Below are 17477 nucleotides of genomic sequence, written 5' to 3'. Positions count from 1 at the left end.
CTAGTTTCCTCGTTCAATATCATCCGCATCGTCATCGAATCGCTTCCTCTCTGAGAGTCGGTTGATTTCAATATCCTCTCTCAACTTAGGCCAGACTTTTTCGTCATAACCCGACTCATCGTTCAACCATTCGTCAATTAGGGCGATGGCTTTTTTACTCCTCGTTTTAAGTATCATGCGAATAGCATTCAAAATTACTCTTCCTTTCTCCATTGGAAAGGTGCATTATTTCTTGGATTGACGAGATTCGATTAGCTTTTAGGCCATCTTATGCAACTTATGATTCTGTCTTCTCTTCATAAGTTCGAATGAATTCCAATTCGCTTTTCGATTCGAAGAGTTGCCATATAATTTGTTTGACATAATTTTCTTTCGTTCGTCTTGATCCAATACTGACATTCATTTGCTTGCATAACTCTGACAATTCTGCAACCTTTAATTTTTTTAATTGGGCTTCAGCATTCTCTTTATTCATCTTAGGCAATTGATCCAATAAAGCGCTAATATCAATTATAGGTTTTTGTTTCTTTTGAGGTGGCTTTAAATCCATTAGTGACATATCGGGCATTTGTTTCAATGCATCGGCAATTTCACTTAACATGTTAGCCAATTCATGCGTAGTACGTTTCAATGTCATGATTTAATTATCCTTCTATGCGTTTAATAAATTCATCGGCGCATTTCTTTAATTGTTCTTCGTATGCTTCATCTGCCTTATATCCCGAAATAGCAATCGGGGACCGAGTCGGATCGGAACTTTGAACTACTTTCACGCTTTGAGAAATAAAATTATGAAACACAAGATTGGGCCATTTCTCTCGTACTCTATTCATTATTGATTCTTGATATTGATTACCCCCTTTTTGAAATTGAACGCGATTAAATATGATTCCCTTAATTTCAGGACCCGATATTTCACCAAAACCTTTTAAATATTGATTTACTTCCACTACAATCCTCTTTACGGCTTTTTCTATTTCGCTAATCCCCAGAGTAGATAAATACTCCGGCATGGCGACAATCATAAGATAATTGCTTACTAGAATCGCATTTTGTGTAATTAGATTCAGATTAGGCGGACAATCGCAAATAATATAATCATAATCATTTTTAATATTTTCAAAAGCAGAACGCAGAATTTTACGGCCTTCTAATCCTTTTACTCCAAAATGCGCCGCCATCTCCATATCTGCCGTCATCAGTTCTAAGTGTGAGGGCAATAAGTCCAGTGGAACAATTACATCCTTATGTCTTGGAGGGTGTAAAAATTCTTTTCGAATCGCTTTACGTACATCGAATTCTTGCGGTGGTTCAGCGATAGCAGAGGTAAAAACATTTTTCAAAGTACCATGCTTTTTTGCCCACTCATCCCACTCTTCTCCCGTCATTAGATAAAATGTGGCATTAGTTTGAGGATCAAGATCAGCTAAAAGAACACGTTTCTTATAGTGATATGCCAAACTAGCCGATATTTCAACCGCCAAAGTTGTTTTCCCTACACCGCCTTTGTAATTAATGAAGCTGACGACAGTAGCCATTGGATTCTCCTATTAGTAAGATTTGTTTTATTTCTAATGAGCATCCATATAAACAACTACCTTTTCAAATGTACTCCAAAATTTGTTAAATTTTACTCAAACGCTTCGCGCAGGACTTCAAGGCTTTTGGGAACGGCGGTTTCGGCGTCTTCTTTGCCTTCATATTCCAGGGAGACGTAGCCGCGAAAGCCTGCTTCTTCGAAGATATTGGCGATGCGCTTGTAATCCAAATCCAGCGTGTACCATTCTCCGCCGCCGTAGTAGGTTTTGGCCTGGATCATGACGGTTTTCGGAGCGATTTGCTTCAGCTTATCGTAGGGATCTTCCATAAAGTTGCCGGTATCGGCGAGGACGCCCAGCCAGGGGGATTCGATGGCGTTGGCGATGCGCAAGAGGCCTTCGGGCGTGCGGCTTAGCCCCCAGTGGTTTTCCAGAGCGAGGATGACGCCGCACTCCTGCGCCTTGGGCAGGCATTGTTGGATGGAATCGATGCACCATTTGAAGGCGTCGTCTTCCTTGTAGCCTTCAAGGGGCGGCTCTTCGCCGCGCAGTTCCATAAGCCGGTCGAAATCGACGGTGTTCCAGCGGCCGGAATTGAGGCGGATGGCGGGAATGCCCATCGCGTACGCTAGTTCGATGCAATGCTTGGTATGCTCGATTTGCTTTTTCAGGAATTCGGGATCGGGAGAGACGAAGTTTTGATGGATGGAGAGGCAGATCAAATCGACGCCGTTGACGAAAGCATGGCGCTTGATTTTTTGCAGGTAGGCGGGTTCTTCGCTTTCCATTTGGCGATGAAGAATATCGACGCCTTCAACGCCCAATTCGCAGGCTTTGTCGATCACTTTTTCGATGGGATATTTTTCCGTCTTGAAATGCCAATAGGAGTAAGAGGCGATGCCCAGTTTGACTCTTTTCTTCAGGGGGATTTTCGCTTGAGCAGACGAGCCGCCGAGCAGAGCGGCGCTTCCGATTAATGAGGCGGCGGCGAAGGTTCTTCTTGAAATATTCATGGCGAATTCCTTTCGTACAAAATAGCGTAAATAGCGGGCTACGCTTCGCTTTGAGCCCGCCCTACATCCTGTACTACATCCTGCACTCTAAAAGCATTTAAGAAAAGAGGCGTGGAAAGTTCCACACCTCCGGTTGATCTCACTCTTGCATTCATCTTACAACGAATGGCATTCCAGACATTTCTGCGAGGTGGCGCCCATCATCATGCGGTGGGGCATGGGCTTCATGAATTGCTGCGGCGGACGCGGGCTGGGACCTTGCGCAGCCAGACGGCTGTGACAGGAAAGGCACGAGGCGCCCTCGACGTGGAACGGCTGCGGCGGAACGATTCCAGCGGCGGAGCGGTGGCATGACTCGCATTGATCTTCCCGATGGCAAACGAGACAGCGTCCGCGATCGAAGACGGCTTGGACGCCGTGGGCGGCGCGGCGGAAGAGGTTAGTGTGATCTTTGGGCTTCTTCGTTTCGTGGCACGTCTGGCAAACGGCTTCCTCGTGGCACATCAGGCAGCGGCCTTTATCGAAAAATTTCGCCATGCGCCCGTGATTGTTCTCCCAACGGGAATCGTGGCTGAGAGGCGCGGAGAGAGGACTAATTTCGAGATGGCACGATTGGCAATCGTTGGATTGATTCATTTGCTCTTGCACTGACATTGCCAGTTTCATCGAAGGAAGATTATCCAGGCTGGAGCGTTCCGACTTGGCGATTTGCGTATGGCAAGCGTTGCAATCGGCGCCTTCCTTGAGGAATTTGGCATGCTTGTATTGGACATCGCGCCAATTTTCGGGCAATTGCGGCTGGAATATCTTTTTATGGGAGACGATCGAAGAATCTTTCATGACGATATTTTGTTTTTCATGGCATTCGAAGCAACGGCCCAATACTTCTTTATCTTGGGCGTCATGGCAGGTCGTACAAGTCTCGAAGGCGGGCATTCCTACGGTTTCTTCGCCAAAAGCATGACACGCGTCGCAAGCGATTTCTTCCTCGATATGGGGCTTGTGGGGAAAATTGTTTTTGACTTGATCTGGATCGCAAGAGGCAAGAAGCAGGCTCGCCGCGGCGGTTGCTATGAGATAGAGAAGAGAAAATGAACGTTTCATGTTAGAAGCGACTCCCCAATTCGAGACGGAATGAATACCAATTATCGTTATCCCAATCGTTATCTTCCACTTCGAAGCTCGCCCCCGCGTAAATTTTCGCGGCGGGCTTCCAGCGCACCCGCGCGTAATACGTGACGGCGTCCGGCGTGATGCGGAAAGTTTCGTCCTGGCCGAAGAGATAGAGAAATTCATCGCGGTAAACTTGGACGTATTCGCCGTAATCCACTCCCGCCGACAACGTCCACTTTTTGCAGGGACGATACTCCACTTCGCCAGTAATGCCGGTAAAGCGGTCTTTGGAATCGACGTCCCAGTATTCGCCGTTGACGCTGAGCGTCAATTGTTCCGTAGGATAAAATTCCACGCCTCCCGTAACGCGCCAGTAATCCTTATTGAGGTAATCCGAAACGGGATCGTAAGCGCTGTCGGCTTCGCGGAGATCGAAGCCGCCGACCAGGCTAACGTATTGGCCAAGGCCTTTGGTTAGATTCAACGAGCCGTAGGTGAATGGTTCGTAGCCGTTCAGCAAGGGAAAATAGGGATCGAAATTGATGGTGTGATCGGAGACGGGATTCATCAATCGGGTAATATGGACGATGGCGTCCAAATCCATCGTTTCCACGCGGGCAAAAAGATCGCCGCTGAACATATACGGCTCGGCGTCCAGCAGGGTGAATTTGGCGTGGGATTGGAGATTGGGCTGGAAAGCGTGCCATACTTCCACGGCGCTCAAATCGTCCCGATAGGAATCCGCGTCGTATCGGTAATAGCGCACGGCGGCGCGAGTGGCGCGGGCGAGTTGAAATTGCAGGTTGGTTCCGTAGACGGCTTCGCCGTCGAGGGAGGAATAATAAGTGATCGGCTGGCCGCCGAAGAGTGAGATATCCACCGGCTCCGAAGGCGAAAAGCGGTAGGATGCGCCGTCGAAATGGACGTTGTCGATCTCTTCGAGATATTGCCGTCCCACGCGAAGAACGCTGTCGTCGAATATGACCTTTTTGAAATCGATATATCCCGCGTAATAACGGAAACGCGCGCCGGCGGAGAGATCCAATTCCTGGTAGGGATCGTATTTTTCTCCGGCGTTCAAGCGGCTTACGCCGTCCAAATCTTCATGCCAGGACATGGAGAATGCGCCGTCGATGTAATCTTTGTAAATGTCCTTGACGCGCAGCGAGAGAAATTCGTAGAGGTCGTTGTCTTCGCGTCCGTCGTAACTGCGGAATTGATAGGTGGAGTTAAGGCTTCCCGAAATCTTCGTAGATTCGAAGGCCATCGATTTCGTAGCATTCTTCACCTTGGCGGCGATGGCGTCTTCTCCCCAACCCCCAGCCGGAGTCAAGGCTCCCCAAGCGGCGGCGGCCGCTAGAAAAACGGAAAATAGAGTTCTGTTCATTGGCGATTTCCTACGGCGATATGATTATCCAAAAATAGTATCCCCCAATAATACCAATTTCTATTGGGATTTTAACTAATAATTCTCTCGCCCTATGGGAGAGGGTTAGGGTGAGGGAATTATAAGTCTAATAATATCAACCCTCACCTAACCTCTCCCAATCTTGGGAGAGGAATTTGAAAAGCAACAATCATAAAGCAGATTGGTATACCATTCATTTTATAAAGCGCGCAAGGCGCGCTGCAACGCCTCAACGGCGTAGCGTGGATTGTGAATGCCGAAGCTGCCGTCGCGATAGACCATGCGGCTATTATGCAGCGCGGCTTTTTCGTTGAAGCTCATTTGGTTGAAGACGCTGGCGGGAACTTCCAGATAGCCGTCGTCAGCAATAACAATGCTGGGGTGATTTGCTTGCAAGGCAAGTCCGATTTTCTTCAATAAGCCTATTACTTCGGTTTGAATGCCTTCCGCTTTTCCATTGCCGTCGTAATCCGCGACGGGGCGATCGATGGTTTTTATCGTGAGATGGCAGGGACGGCAGGCGTTGAGGACATTGGAGACGTCATCGTCCTGCGATGCTGTTCCCATGCGATTGACGATTTTGAAACTATGGCCGCCGACCAGGGCACCCTCGGCGTTGAAGCCGTTGGCGGGAGTTTTCGCCATGTGGCAGGCGGCGCAGGTATCCTGCACTAAGTCCTTATGGATCTTATATTTCGTTGGATCCGCCGAATCAAAGGGAACGCCGAAATCCCAGGCATTGACGCCTAAAAGCATATCGGCCTGGGGACCGTAATGAGGTCCGGCGCTGTTCGTAGCGATGAAGGTTTCGAGCGGCGTCTGGATGCGGGATTGATGGCAGATCACGCAGACCGAACCCATGCCGCCGTTTTCAAACAATTCCCCGCTGTCCAATTTGACATTCCCTTGAAAACGCAAGAGTTTATCGTACTGCCCGTTGTGGGGATCGTGGCAGGCGGCGCAGGAGACGGCGTTGGCATCAGGGTCTTCGTAATAAACCGCGCCGGGCGTATTCTGCACGGCGATATTGACGAAGCCTTTGGCGGAATGGCATTTGGCGCAATCCGTCTTTAGCAATACTGGATAATCGCGGAAGAGAGGGACTAGGGCGGAGTGTCCAGAAACATCCTTCGCGTAAGGCTTGGCGCTCTCGTCGAAATCGTCGTGGCAGCGGGCGCAGAAGCGCACCGACCAGGTGAAGCCGATTCTGGCGGTATTGCCATTATGCAGCGAACCGGCGCCGTGGCAGCTTTCGCATTGGACGTTGGAGCGATCTTTCAAGGAATCTTGCAGGGCGGCGTAATTATCGGGATCATTCTTGGGATTGCGGTCATGGCGCAAGCGGTAGGCTTGATTGATTTGGTTGACAAAGTCATCGGCGCCGATGCCGAGGGCATCCATTTTGTCGTCGAAGCCGGAATTGCGGGCGAGGGGATCGGGATTGTAACCCAGCGTATGCCATTGAAGAAAGGAGGCTTGATAACGACCCGTTTTTTCGCCGTTCAAGTATTTAGCGAAAAGTTTAGCGTGAACCGTCTCTTTCCAGCCATTGGCGTTTTCTCTATGGCAAATGACGCATTGCGGCCCCGTGAGAACGCCATTCAACAAAACGCCTGCGCCGACAAAAGAAGCGGCGACGATATTTTTGGATAATATTACCTTCTCTTCATTCCGCACTCCGGAAAACGTTACTTCATAAACGCCTTCCGCATCGGGCTGGATGGCGATCGTCCAAGCCGTCGCCGCTGGAATGGCCGCTTGGGACGCCGCCGGGCGCTGGGTGATGGACCATTCGATTCCGCTCCAATTCTCATCAGCCTGGGGCGTAACGCGCAGATAAGCTTTCTCGCCCATGCCAATATTAGCATGGCCCGTAGCCGTCTGGTCGAACAATCCCGTCGCATCTTGGGAAATGATACGGGGCGAAACGACGAGGACTTCGATTTCGGCGGCCCGTGCGGCGACCGGCGCCGCCAATAAAGAAACGGCAATCATTACGAATAGAATTTTCCCGCTTTTTTCTATCATTCTATTTCACACCGAATGAAGGAATTATATTACTTTATAAATATTATTATTTATATTATTTGCAAATAGTGATTTGTCTATGATGAACTAACATACATGAGAATGAGCAAGATGTAAATAGAATATCTCTATCTTCATTAATGTCTATAACTTATATAAACATTATCAATAATATAAGAAAATGAAAAAAGGCGTTTCATAAGCCTTCCTCTTTTCCTGTCTTAGCTATATAGCTATATACTTGGAAAATAAAGGGCCGTTAGTGGGATTAAAATAAAATTTTTTGGCGATGGGACGCTGATGAGCCAATTACAGAGGAATTCGGCGATGGCAGAAAAAAAAAGGACCGATGAACCTTGGCTCGGCGGGAGCCTTGCCCTCCCACCTTATTTGAATGCGATTTTGGGGAGGGCGAATCTCCTGATGAGCCAGCCTACTCTCTGTTTTTTTTGGAGAGAGAAAAAGTTCGTTTGTTTATTGGGGATGCTGCTTCTCGCTGGGATAACGGCGCCAGCGATGGCGCAGGATATTTCCGAAAACGCAAATTGCCTGGAGTGTCATGGGGAGAAGGATTTAACCGGCGAAGTGCGGGGCAAAGAGGTTTCCGTCTATATCGATTCCAAAATCTTCGGGAGTTCCTCGCATAAGGAATTGGCTTGCGTCGATTGCCACGAAGATATCAAGGAATTGCCGCACGAGGACGAGTTGAAGGCCGTCGATTGCGCCCGCTGCCACGACGACATTCAGGAAATCTTCGCCAAGAGCGTTCACGGGGACGCCGCCTTCAACCGCAAGGATCAATACGCGCCGACATGCGCCTCTTGCCACGGCTCGCATAACGTCCTGCCGCCGTCGAACGCAACTTCCACGATTTATATCATGAATATCCCCGCCACGTGCGGCCAGTGCCATAAAGAAGGCACGGAGATGACGGCGACGCACGAGATCGAACAAAAAAACGTCATCGCCAATTATTCGATGTCGATCCACGGGGAAGGCTTGTTCAAACGGGGGTTGAAAGTGACGGCGGTATGCACCAGTTGCCATGGGGCGCACAATATCCTGCCGCATCAAAATCCCGAATCGAAGATCAACCGCAACAATGTGGCCAAGACCTGCGAAACATGCCATGCGCAGATCGAACAAGTGCACGAAAAGATCGTGGAAGGCCGCCTATGGCAGCAGGAGCCGAACAAGGTTCCCGTCTGCGTGGAATGCCACCAACCGCATAAAGTGCGGCGAGTGTTTTATGAGGATTTGCAGATATCGGATCAGGTTTGTCTTACCTGTCATCAGGATCAAAATTTAAAAATGGAGAAAGAGGGAAAAACGATCTCCCTCTATACGAATAAAGAAGGGCTGGACCACTCCGCTCACGCCGATATCAATTGCGTCAAATGCCATTACGACGTTCATCCCGACCGCACTCCCGTTTGCAAGGAAATGAAGCCGGTGGACTGTTCGGTATGCCACGCGGAAATGGTGAACGATTACAGGAAGAGCTCGCATGGCATGATGGCGGCGCAGGGCAATCCTAACGCGCCGACCTGCCAGTTTTGTCATGGGACGCATGAAGTCCTTCCGAAGAAAGATCAAAAATCGCCTTCTTTCCCGCGAAACATCCCCGCCCTTTGCAGCCGTTGCCATGCCGACGGGAAGCCGGCGGCGCTGCTGGTCAGCGATAAAGACGAACACATCATTCAAAATTACACCATGAGCATTCACGGCAAGGGGTTGTTGGAAGGGGGGCTGATGGTTACCGCCGTATGCACCAATTGCCATACGAGCCATCGCGAATTACCCGCCTCCGATCCGCAATCGTCGGTGAATCCCCAAAAAATCGGCGAGACCTGCGGCGTCTGCCATTTGGGCATCTACGAACAATTCCGCACCAGCATCCATAGTTTCGAAGCCAATCCCACGGACAAGGAACTGCCGGGGTGCAGCGATTGCCACCAGGCTCATTCCGTGAAGCGTGTGGATACGAGCGATTTCCGCTCCATGATTATCGACCAGTGCGGCCGCTGCCACATGGATTTGACGAAAACCTATTTCGACACTTACCACGGCAAGGTTTCCAAACTGGGCAACATGACGGCGGCCCGATGCTACGATTGCCACGGATCGCATAACATTTACCCCGTGGCCGACAGCCGTTCGACGCTGAACCGCAGCCATATCGTCGATACGTGCAAGACGTGCCATCCCAGTTCCCATCGGAAGTTTACCGGTTATCTGACTCATGCGACGCACCACGACAAAGACCGATACCCGGCGCTGTTTTATTCCTTCTGGTTCATGACCGCTTTGCTGGCGGGGACGTTGACCTTCTTCGGAATCCATACCTTCCTATGGTTCATCCGCTCCCTTATCTTCCATTTTCGGGAAAGGGATAAAGAACATAAACGGACGATCTTGCAAACGCAGGAAGTACAGTATTACCGACGCTTCAAACTGCGCCATCGAATCACGCATTTCTTCGTGATTGTCAGTTTTCTCAGCCTGGCGCTGACGGGAATGACGCTGAAATTCCCCGACGTGGAATTCTTCGGCTTTCTATCGCAGTGGCTTGGAGGACCAGAGGTTTTAGGCAACATCCACCGCTTAGGAGCCATCATTACTTTCGGCTATTTCGGAACGCATCTCTTCTTTGTGTTTAGAATGTTGAAGAAACGGCAGATCACATTGAAAGGACTGCTTTCCCAAGAATACACCATGCTGCCCCGCTGGCGGGATTGGGTGGAACTGAAGCAGAATTTTCTCTGGTTCTTCGGCAAGGGGGAAAGGCCCGCCATCGGCCGTTGGACGTATTGGGAGAAGTTCGACTATTTCGCCGTCTTTTGGGGCGTGGCCATCATTGGCGCCACCGGCTTGATTCTTTGGTTCCCGGAAAAAGCGACGCTGATTCTGCCGGGGTGGGTCATCAACGTCGCCACGGTAATCCATAGCGACGAAGCGCTCTTGGCGGCGGCGTTCATCTTCACGATCCACTTTTTCAATACGCATTTCCGGCCAGGGATATTCCCGATGGATCCGGTGATTTTTACGGGACGGATACCTTTGGAAGAATTCAAAGAAGAACGGCCTAGAGAATACGCCATGTTGGTTCAAGAAGGAAAATTGAACGAATATCTCGTAGGGCCGCCATCCAAAGCCATGGCTTGGACGGCGGTAATTGCGGGATTTACGTTTTTGACGATCGGCCTGGCGCTGATTTCCGCCATTGTTTATGGAATGTTGTTCGCCTATTTGTAAGAATGGAGTATTTGCATTATGAATTTATCCGCCGAAAATAAATCAGGAGAAAAACCACTCGCCCTGAATTGGTTGACTATATTTGGATTTATTCTGGGCATCGTCTTTCTTACGGGAGAAGTTATTATCGTTACCGCCGACATTATGTATGGAGGCGAGAATCCATATACCGGAATATTGATTTATCTCGTCGGCCCCGCCATATTAACGGCCTCATTATTGCTGGTTCCTTTGGGAATAGGATTGGAGTATCGAAGGCGGAAGAAAGGAATTCCTTCTCAAAAACTGCCCACCTTCGACCTTAATCATCCTCGGCATCGCCTTTATCTAACGATCTTCACCATTGTTACGACGATCTTTCTCGCCTTTACCATGATCGGTTCTTATAAGGCTTATCACGTAACGGAATCCGTGGGTTTTTGCGGATTGACCTGCCATCAGGTGATGAAGCCGGAATACGAAGCCTATCAGCATTCGCCCCATGCGCGGGTAGCGTGCGTCAAATGCCATATCGGTCCCGGCGCCAGTTGGTTCGTCAAGAGCAAGCTTTCCGGCGCTCATCAGGTCATCGCCGTGTTGAGGCAATCCTATAAGCTTCCCCTCGATACGCCTATCGTAAACCTGCGTCCGGCGCGGGATACGTGCGAACAGTGCCATTGGCCGGAAAAATTCTCGCCCGCCTTGGAAAAATCGCTGGTTTATTATGGAACCGACGAAGAGAACACTCCCTACCAGGTGGACATTCTGCTGCGCGTGGGCGGCAGCCAGGGTGAAGGGCGGAAGGCGAAGGGGATTCATTGGCATATCGGCCTGGATCATAAACTGGAATATTACGCTTCCGACGACGACCGGCAGATCGTCCCGTGGGTGCGGGTAACGCATAACGACGGGAGCGTCGAGGAATACGTCGATTCCGATGCCCAGGATTTCGATCCCGGGTCCATTCCGCCGGAAAGCATACGAACGATGGATTGCATCGATTGCCATAATCGTCCCTCCCACCGCTATCAATCGCCCTTTTCAATCGTCAATGCGGCGCTGGCGCAAGGGGCGATCAATCCCCAGCTGCCGGAGATCAAAGCCAATCTGGCCGAATTGCTGCAAAAGGATTTCAAAACCACCTCCGAAGCTTTGTTGGGCATAGAAAAGACGCTGCGGGAGAGATATGCGGACATTATCGCCAAGGACGCCTCCCGGCAGGGGGATGTCGACCAGGCCATTCAGGAAGCGCAACGCCTATATAGCCAGAACGTCTTTCCCGAATACAAAGTGGATTGGACGAAATATCCCTCGAACATCGGCCATTTCGAATTTCCGGGATGCTATCGCTGCCACAACGACCGGCATCAAGAAGTGAAAACCGGAAAGAAGATCAGTAACGATTGCAATCTGTGCCATACCATCATCCGCCAAGGCGAAGGATGGGACGCTATACAAAACCTGGAATACAAGCAGCAATCGTTCAATCATCCGCGCGGCTACGGAGACGGATGGATGGGACAAAACTGCCATGAATGCCACGGACCGGGGATGATGTAGGGAAATGATGAATGATGAATTTTGAATTTTGAATGAAAAGATAAAGATAAGTAGGATGGGTCGCGTTTTTTTGATCCATCGATAATAAAGGAAGGAAGGAATTGATGGGTCAAACGACGCGACCCATCCTACGATTAAAGACGTTATCGTATATCTATTTGCATTGCTATTGCGGCTTTTTTTTAATTCCTCTCCCAAGATTGGGAGAGGTTAGGTGAGGGCTGATAAGATTAAACTTAGCCCCCCTCACCCTAACCCTCTCCCAGAGGGCGAGGGAAAAGAACAGCGTAACATGAATGAATTATTTGGCTTAGAGATTAAGAATCACCCTCCAGAAGAAGGCTGAGCGATGAAGCATCAGTTAAATCCAATCGATTTATTGCATCAGGAGAGTTTCATGCTCAACATCTTGCTCAAATCCAAAACATCCGTCTACCGAATCTTACTACTTTCATTATGGCTGGCGCCCTTCTTTCTCGATACGCTTTCCGCGCAGGCGCAAAAGAGTGAAGAATGCCTGGCTTGCCATTCCCTCGTTCATGGGGCGACGAAGGATATGAAAACGCCTCTCATCGATATGGGGCAATGCGGAAGAAGCATACATATTAAATTGGAATTCGATTGCATCGATTGCCATTCGGATATCGAAGAACTACCCCACAAACCGAAATTGGCTCCCGTGGATTGCGTCCGCTGCCATGAAGACGCAGCGGAAGTATTCGACAAAAGCATTCACGGCCAGGCCGTCAAGCAAGGGATCGAAGACGCGCCGACTTGCCAGCGCTGCCATGGTTCGCAAAATTTACTGCCTTCCTCGGATCCGGATTCGCCCGTGCATCAATTCCGCATCGCCCAATTGTGCGGCGAGTGCCATTCCGATCCGTCGATCATGAAAGAATATAACATGTCTCCCTCCTTGAAGGAGGATTTGTACCGGGAAGGCGTTCACGCTTCGGAAGTCCGGGCGGGGAACAAGAAGGCGCCCACCTGCATCAATTGTCATGGATATCACGAAGTGCTGCCGCTGCGCGATCCCAAATCTCCCACTAATTTTATGCACGTCGCCAACACGTGCGGGCAATGCCATAAAACGGAAATGGATCAATATTCGCAGAGCATTCATGGAACCTCGGCGGCGAGCGGGCATAAAGACGCGCCGGTGTGTACGGATTGCCACGGCGAACACGCTATTTTCCGGGTAAAGGACGAACGTTCGCCGGTTTCTTTCCTCAACCTGTCGGCCAACACTTGCGCCCGTTGCCATAGTTCCATCGTCATCAACGAAAAATACAATATTCAAACGGGGCAAGTGAGCAACTTCTTCGAAAGTTATCACGGCCTGGCTTTGCAGCGGGGATCGAAGATCGTCGCCAACTGCGGCAGTTGCCACGGCAACCACCTTATCCTGCCATCGTCGGACGAGCGCTCTACGGTCAGCCCGCAGCGGCTGGTGGAGACCTGCGGCGCGTGCCATCCCGGCATTACGGCCAACGTGCTCGCCGCTCCGATTCACAAGGAAGTAACGATCCGGTCGAAAACGATCATCGCCTGGGTGCCGCGCATCTACATTCCTCTCATCGTCATTGTCATCGGCGGCATGATTATCCATAACGGCATCATCCTCTGGGCGTTGTTGCGGGAGAAATTCAAACGGGAAAGCAACGAACCGGGTTATGCGCGCTTCACGAAATTCGAAATCGTCTGCCATATCCTGCTTACCATAACTTTCATCGTTCTTTGCATTACCGGATTCGCGCTGCTGAGTCCCAAATCGTGGTGGGTAACGCTGCTTTCTTATCTCTATTTCACGGAAGCGGCGCGCTCAACGATTCACCGGATCGCTGGAGTCATGATGATCGTTACGTCTATCGCCTATGCCTTCTACATGATCGTTGCGCGCCGGGGCCGCGAAGAGCTCATTGCTTTTATGCCCCATCCCAGGGATATAACGCATGTATGGCAAAATCTCGCTTTTCATCTTGGGATGAGAAAGGATCCGCCGCAGTTCGAACGTTACGATTATGCGGAAAAAATGGAGTTCTGGGCGCTTGTATGGGGCGTGATTATCATGGGGGCAACGGGACTGATTTTATGGTTCCCCATTATATCATTCGAATATCTTCCCAAATGGGCTATCGATATGGCGGAATTGATCCATTACTACGAAGCCGTGCTGGCTACGTTGGCGATCATCATCTGGCATTTCTTCTTCGTGATATTCCATCCGGAGGAATATCCCATGAGCGCTACGTGGCTGACGGGCAAGATGACGAAGAAAACCTTGAAGCATCGTCATCCAATGGAGTACGAAAGAATTTATCCGGAGAAGAAATAAGAATAAAATAGACTTCATGCGAGAGGGGGAGTTTTTCCCCGAAAACGCTTCTCCTCTCATCCATCTCGAATCTACATCGATAGGGGGGACGCTAAAATGAACGCAAGATCGCATTCCGAATTAACCGAGTTGTTGAATCCCGAATTCCGGGAAATGCTGGCCGATCGCATTAGAGCCTTGGGAGAGGCGACGCGGATTCAACTGATCCATCATCTCATGATCAAAGAACGATCGGTCAAAGAGTTGGTGGAGATCGTGGGAAAAAGCCAAGCCACAGTCTCCAAACATTTATCAATCCTATACCGCCACGGCTTTTTGCAACAACGCAGAGAAGGAGCGCAAACCTTCTACTCGCTGCGCACTCCGGGGATGGAAAACTTCTGCCAATTCATGTGCGAATCGTTGCGGCGGCATTTGCAAGACATGCACGACGCCGCCACGCCGCATCCGTAATCCAAAACAAGACGCATCCGCCATTTGTTCCATTCATAAAAGGAACAATTGCGAGGACGATTCGATATTCCGCAAGCGAAATCGCAAGGAGATATACTATTCTATCTCCAAGGATTCAATCTTTTTTTCGCCCCCATCGAATTTTTATTTCAAATTTCATACCCTTTCCCAACGTTTCGGTTCCGTGTTATGTTGAAAAAGAATCATATCGCCTCCCTCGAATAGCGGGAGAAGATGGGAGAAACGTAGATGACGGAAAAAATGAAAACGACAAGGCGCGCTTTTCTTACTCGCAGCGCAGCCGCCGCAGGGGGCGCTTTCGCCTTTCAATTCGTCCCCAGCCGCGTCCTCGGTATGGACGGCCAACCGGCGCCGAGCGACGCGATCGTGCTTGGAAACATCGGCGTGGGCGGAAGAGGCTCGGCGTTTTTGCGTCCGGGAGTTTCGGCGGCTATCTGCGATGCGGATGAGGAGCATCTCAAACAAGCGATGGAACGGGTGGGAAACAACGCCGCCGCCTATAAGGACTATCGCGAGTTGCTCGACCGCAAAGACATCGACGCCGTTACCATCGGAACGCCGGATCATTGGCACGGATTGATGACCGTCCACGCCTGCGAGGCGGGCAAAGACGTTTACGTGGAGAAGCCCGCCAGCAAGACTATCGAAGAAGGGCGGGCGATGGTCAACGCCGCCAAGCGGTATGGGCGCATTATTCAGGTAGGTTCGCAAGGTCGCTCCACTGACGCCGCCTATCACGCCTGCCGCTATATCCGCAATGGCCAATTGGGGACGGTGCGCAAGATAACTTGCTGGCATTACGAAAATCCCGTAAGCGATTGGACGCCCGATTCGGACCCGCCCCCCACTTTGGATTGGGAACTGTGGCTGGGACCGGCGCGCTGGATGCCCTATAACCCGAATAAAGTCCATTTCAATTTCCGCTGGCTGCTCGAATTCGGCGGGGGACAAATCCGCGACCGGGGCGCACACGTCATGAGCGTGGCCATGTGGTGCATGAACGCTGACGATACGGGACCCGCCAGCGTCGAGGCGACGGGCGAACCGCCTCACGACGGCCTATGGGATTGCCCCTGCACGATGGAAGTCAAATACGAATTCAAGAATCCGGACTGGACGATGACCTGGAGCCAGCCGGGAGAAAAACTGCTCAATGCGGGATTTGGCGCTAAATACTGGGGTGATAAAGGCGAACTCATCGTTACCGGCGGGGATGGGGGATGCGGAACGGAAGAGAAAGCAGTGAAATACGAAACCCCAGCCGACGGAGCGAAAGTCTTCAAAAGCCCCGGCCATTTCGAGAACTGGCTGAACTGCATCAAAACCCGCGAACGGCCGCTGATGCACATCGAAGCGGGCCATCGCGTGGCGACGTTGTGCATTTTGGGCAATATCTCTTATGTTCTGGGACGAAAATTAGAGTGGGATCCGGTCGCTGAAAAAGTGAAGAACGACGAAGAAGCCAACCGGCTTCTCTACCGGCCAGGACGCGGCCAGTGGCATCTGTAAGACAAGGAGAATGGAACCATGACGAATCATGTAAAATCAACTCGCCGCATGGCGCAAACGGCGCTGCCGGCGGCGGTTCTAGCGGCGGCGTCCTCCAGCGAAGCATTGAACGAAAAACTGGAAAAATTTCTCGCCGATCTGCAAAGCGAGAATGCGGACGTACGTTATGCAACATGGATTAAGGCGGACACAGTCGGAGCGCGCATCGTTCCCGAATTGGGCAAGTTGCTTGCTTCCGGCAATCCTGGCGTCGCCAAAGCGGCGGGGGAAGCGCTGCGCGTTCACGTTCACGACGCCGCTAAGGAGTGGGACGGACGCAAGCGGAAAAACGTCATGAAAGCGCTCATGGCGTTGACCGAAGCGGACCAACCGATGAAAGCGCGAATAGCGGCGCTGCGCCATCTTTCCACCATCGGCGACGCGGAGGCCGTTCCCAAAACGGCGGAATGGCTGAAAGACAAGGAACTGCGGGAAGAGGCAGTCTTTTGCCTGGAACGAATTCCCGGCCCGGAAGCGGGGCAAGCGTTGATGGAAGCGTTGAAAAGCGCGCCGGACGACTTTAAGCCGCGCCTGATTAACGCTCTCGGCCATCGCAAGGAAGAACAAGCCGTAGAATTGTTAGCGGCGGCGGTGGACGGCGGGGAAGCCCGCATCGCCATTCCCGCCATGAAAGCCATCGCGCAAATAGGGAAAAAGCCGCTCAGCAACGTTACGACGCCGGAATTCGAATCCTTATCGGTCCGCGATAAGACAACGTATCTCGACAGCGGCCTGCGCTACGCCGACGCCCAGATCGAGCAAGGCGATTTCCAGGAAGCCATGAAGATCGTCCGCATCGTATTAAAATTGACCCAAGAGGAGCATCATCTCTGCGGCGCGATAATATGCCTTGGGAAAATCGGCGGCGGCGAAGCGGCAAAAGACATCGGCCCGTTGTTAAAAAACGAATCCCCGGTCGTCAAAGATCTAGCGCAGAAAACCTTGATCGCCCTTAAAGGGGAGGATGTCGATGCGCTGTTGCAGGAAGCGATGCAAACGGCGCCGAACGAGGAGAAGAAATTGATCGAGCCGATTATCGAGGCGCGGAAGAAGTAGATTTATGGACAGCCTCTCCAGCAGAAAAACGCCGCCGCTGGGGAGGCTTTCTATATCGACATTCAAACAGCCATTTATCCTAAACAGGAGAATGACAGGCCATGTTTCGCTTTGAGCCCACCCTATATAACTAATCAGTTTTTATGCTCGCACAGGTAAAATAAATTTAT

The 17477-nt window shown here is 50.9% G+C and carries 13 protein-coding genes; 6 read left to right on the top strand and 7 right to left on the bottom strand.

The features are described 5' to 3' along the window. From AB1656_16430 to AB1656_16400, 7 genes are all read right to left on the bottom strand, one after another. Positions 1 to 192: a hypothetical protein gene (locus AB1656_16430; protein MEW6236972.1), complete on the bottom strand. Its 192-nt coding sequence runs from the start codon at positions 190 to 192 to the stop codon at positions 1 to 3. 85 nt (positions 193 to 277) lie between these two features. Next, on the bottom strand, positions 278 to 637 hold the full coding sequence (locus AB1656_16425; protein ID MEW6236971.1) for a hypothetical protein: 360 nt from the start codon (positions 635 to 637) through the stop codon (positions 278 to 280). A gap of 7 nt (positions 638 to 644) precedes the next feature. Beyond that, entirely contained in the window at positions 645 to 1538 is an 894-nt protein-coding gene (locus AB1656_16420; GenBank protein ID MEW6236970.1) for an AAA family ATPase, read from the bottom strand. 92 nt (positions 1539 to 1630) lie between these two features. Further along, positions 1631 to 2551: a sugar phosphate isomerase/epimerase family protein gene (locus tag AB1656_16415; protein MEW6236969.1), complete on the bottom strand. Its 921-nt coding sequence runs from the start codon at positions 2549 to 2551 to the stop codon at positions 1631 to 1633. Positions 2552 to 2707: 156 nt separating this feature from the next. After that, positions 2708 to 3655 (bottom strand): cytochrome c3 family protein, encoded by a 948-nt coding sequence (locus AB1656_16410; protein MEW6236968.1) that lies wholly within the window; start codon positions 3653 to 3655, stop codon positions 2708 to 2710. Position 3656: 1 nt separating this feature from the next. Next, positions 3657 to 5051, bottom strand: a complete 1395-nt coding sequence (locus AB1656_16405) for a hypothetical protein (protein ID MEW6236967.1) — start codon at positions 5049 to 5051, stop codon at positions 3657 to 3659. A 219-nt stretch (positions 5052 to 5270) separates the two neighbouring features. After that, positions 5271 to 7067 (bottom strand): hypothetical protein, encoded by a 1797-nt coding sequence (locus tag AB1656_16400; GenBank protein ID MEW6236966.1) that lies wholly within the window; start codon positions 7065 to 7067, stop codon positions 5271 to 5273. Between the two features lie 456 nt (positions 7068 to 7523). Here AB1656_16400 and AB1656_16395 point away from each other — a divergent pair, with 456 nt between their 5' ends. The 6 genes from AB1656_16395 (at position 7524) to AB1656_16370 (ending at position 17307) form a co-directional block, all read left to right on the top strand. Then, positions 7524 to 10355 (top strand): cytochrome c3 family protein, encoded by a 2832-nt coding sequence (locus AB1656_16395; GenBank protein ID MEW6236965.1) that lies wholly within the window; start codon positions 7524 to 7526, stop codon positions 10353 to 10355. 18 nt (positions 10356 to 10373) lie between these two features. Continuing rightward, a complete protein-coding gene (locus AB1656_16390; GenBank protein ID MEW6236964.1) occupies positions 10374 to 11894 on the top strand; it encodes a NapC/NirT family cytochrome c in 1521 nt (506 codons plus the stop codon). A 349-nt stretch (positions 11895 to 12243) separates the two neighbouring features. Further along, positions 12244 to 14229 (top strand): cytochrome b/b6 domain-containing protein, encoded by a 1986-nt coding sequence (locus AB1656_16385; protein MEW6236963.1) that lies wholly within the window; start codon positions 12244 to 12246, stop codon positions 14227 to 14229. A gap of 96 nt (positions 14230 to 14325) precedes the next feature. Next, positions 14326 to 14682: a metalloregulator ArsR/SmtB family transcription factor gene (locus AB1656_16380; protein ID MEW6236962.1), complete on the top strand. Its 357-nt coding sequence runs from the start codon at positions 14326 to 14328 to the stop codon at positions 14680 to 14682. 249 nt (positions 14683 to 14931) lie between these two features. Continuing rightward, on the top strand, positions 14932 to 16212 hold the full coding sequence (locus AB1656_16375) for a Gfo/Idh/MocA family oxidoreductase (protein MEW6236961.1): 1281 nt from the start codon (positions 14932 to 14934) through the stop codon (positions 16210 to 16212). Positions 16213 to 16230: 18 nt separating this feature from the next. After that, the gene (locus AB1656_16370; protein ID MEW6236960.1) at positions 16231 to 17307 is read left to right on the top strand and encodes a HEAT repeat domain-containing protein; all 1077 of its coding nucleotides are present in this window, start codon (positions 16231 to 16233) and stop codon (positions 17305 to 17307) included. The last annotated feature ends 170 nt before the right edge of the window (positions 17308 to 17477 follow it).

The organism is Candidatus Omnitrophota bacterium (assembly GCA_040755155.1).
Classification (GTDB): Bacteria; Hinthialibacterota; Hinthialibacteria; order Hinthialibacterales; family Hinthialibacteraceae; genus JBFMBP01.
Note: the sequence above shows the minus strand (reverse complement) of the source record. Positions and strands in the feature narration are given on the sequence as shown.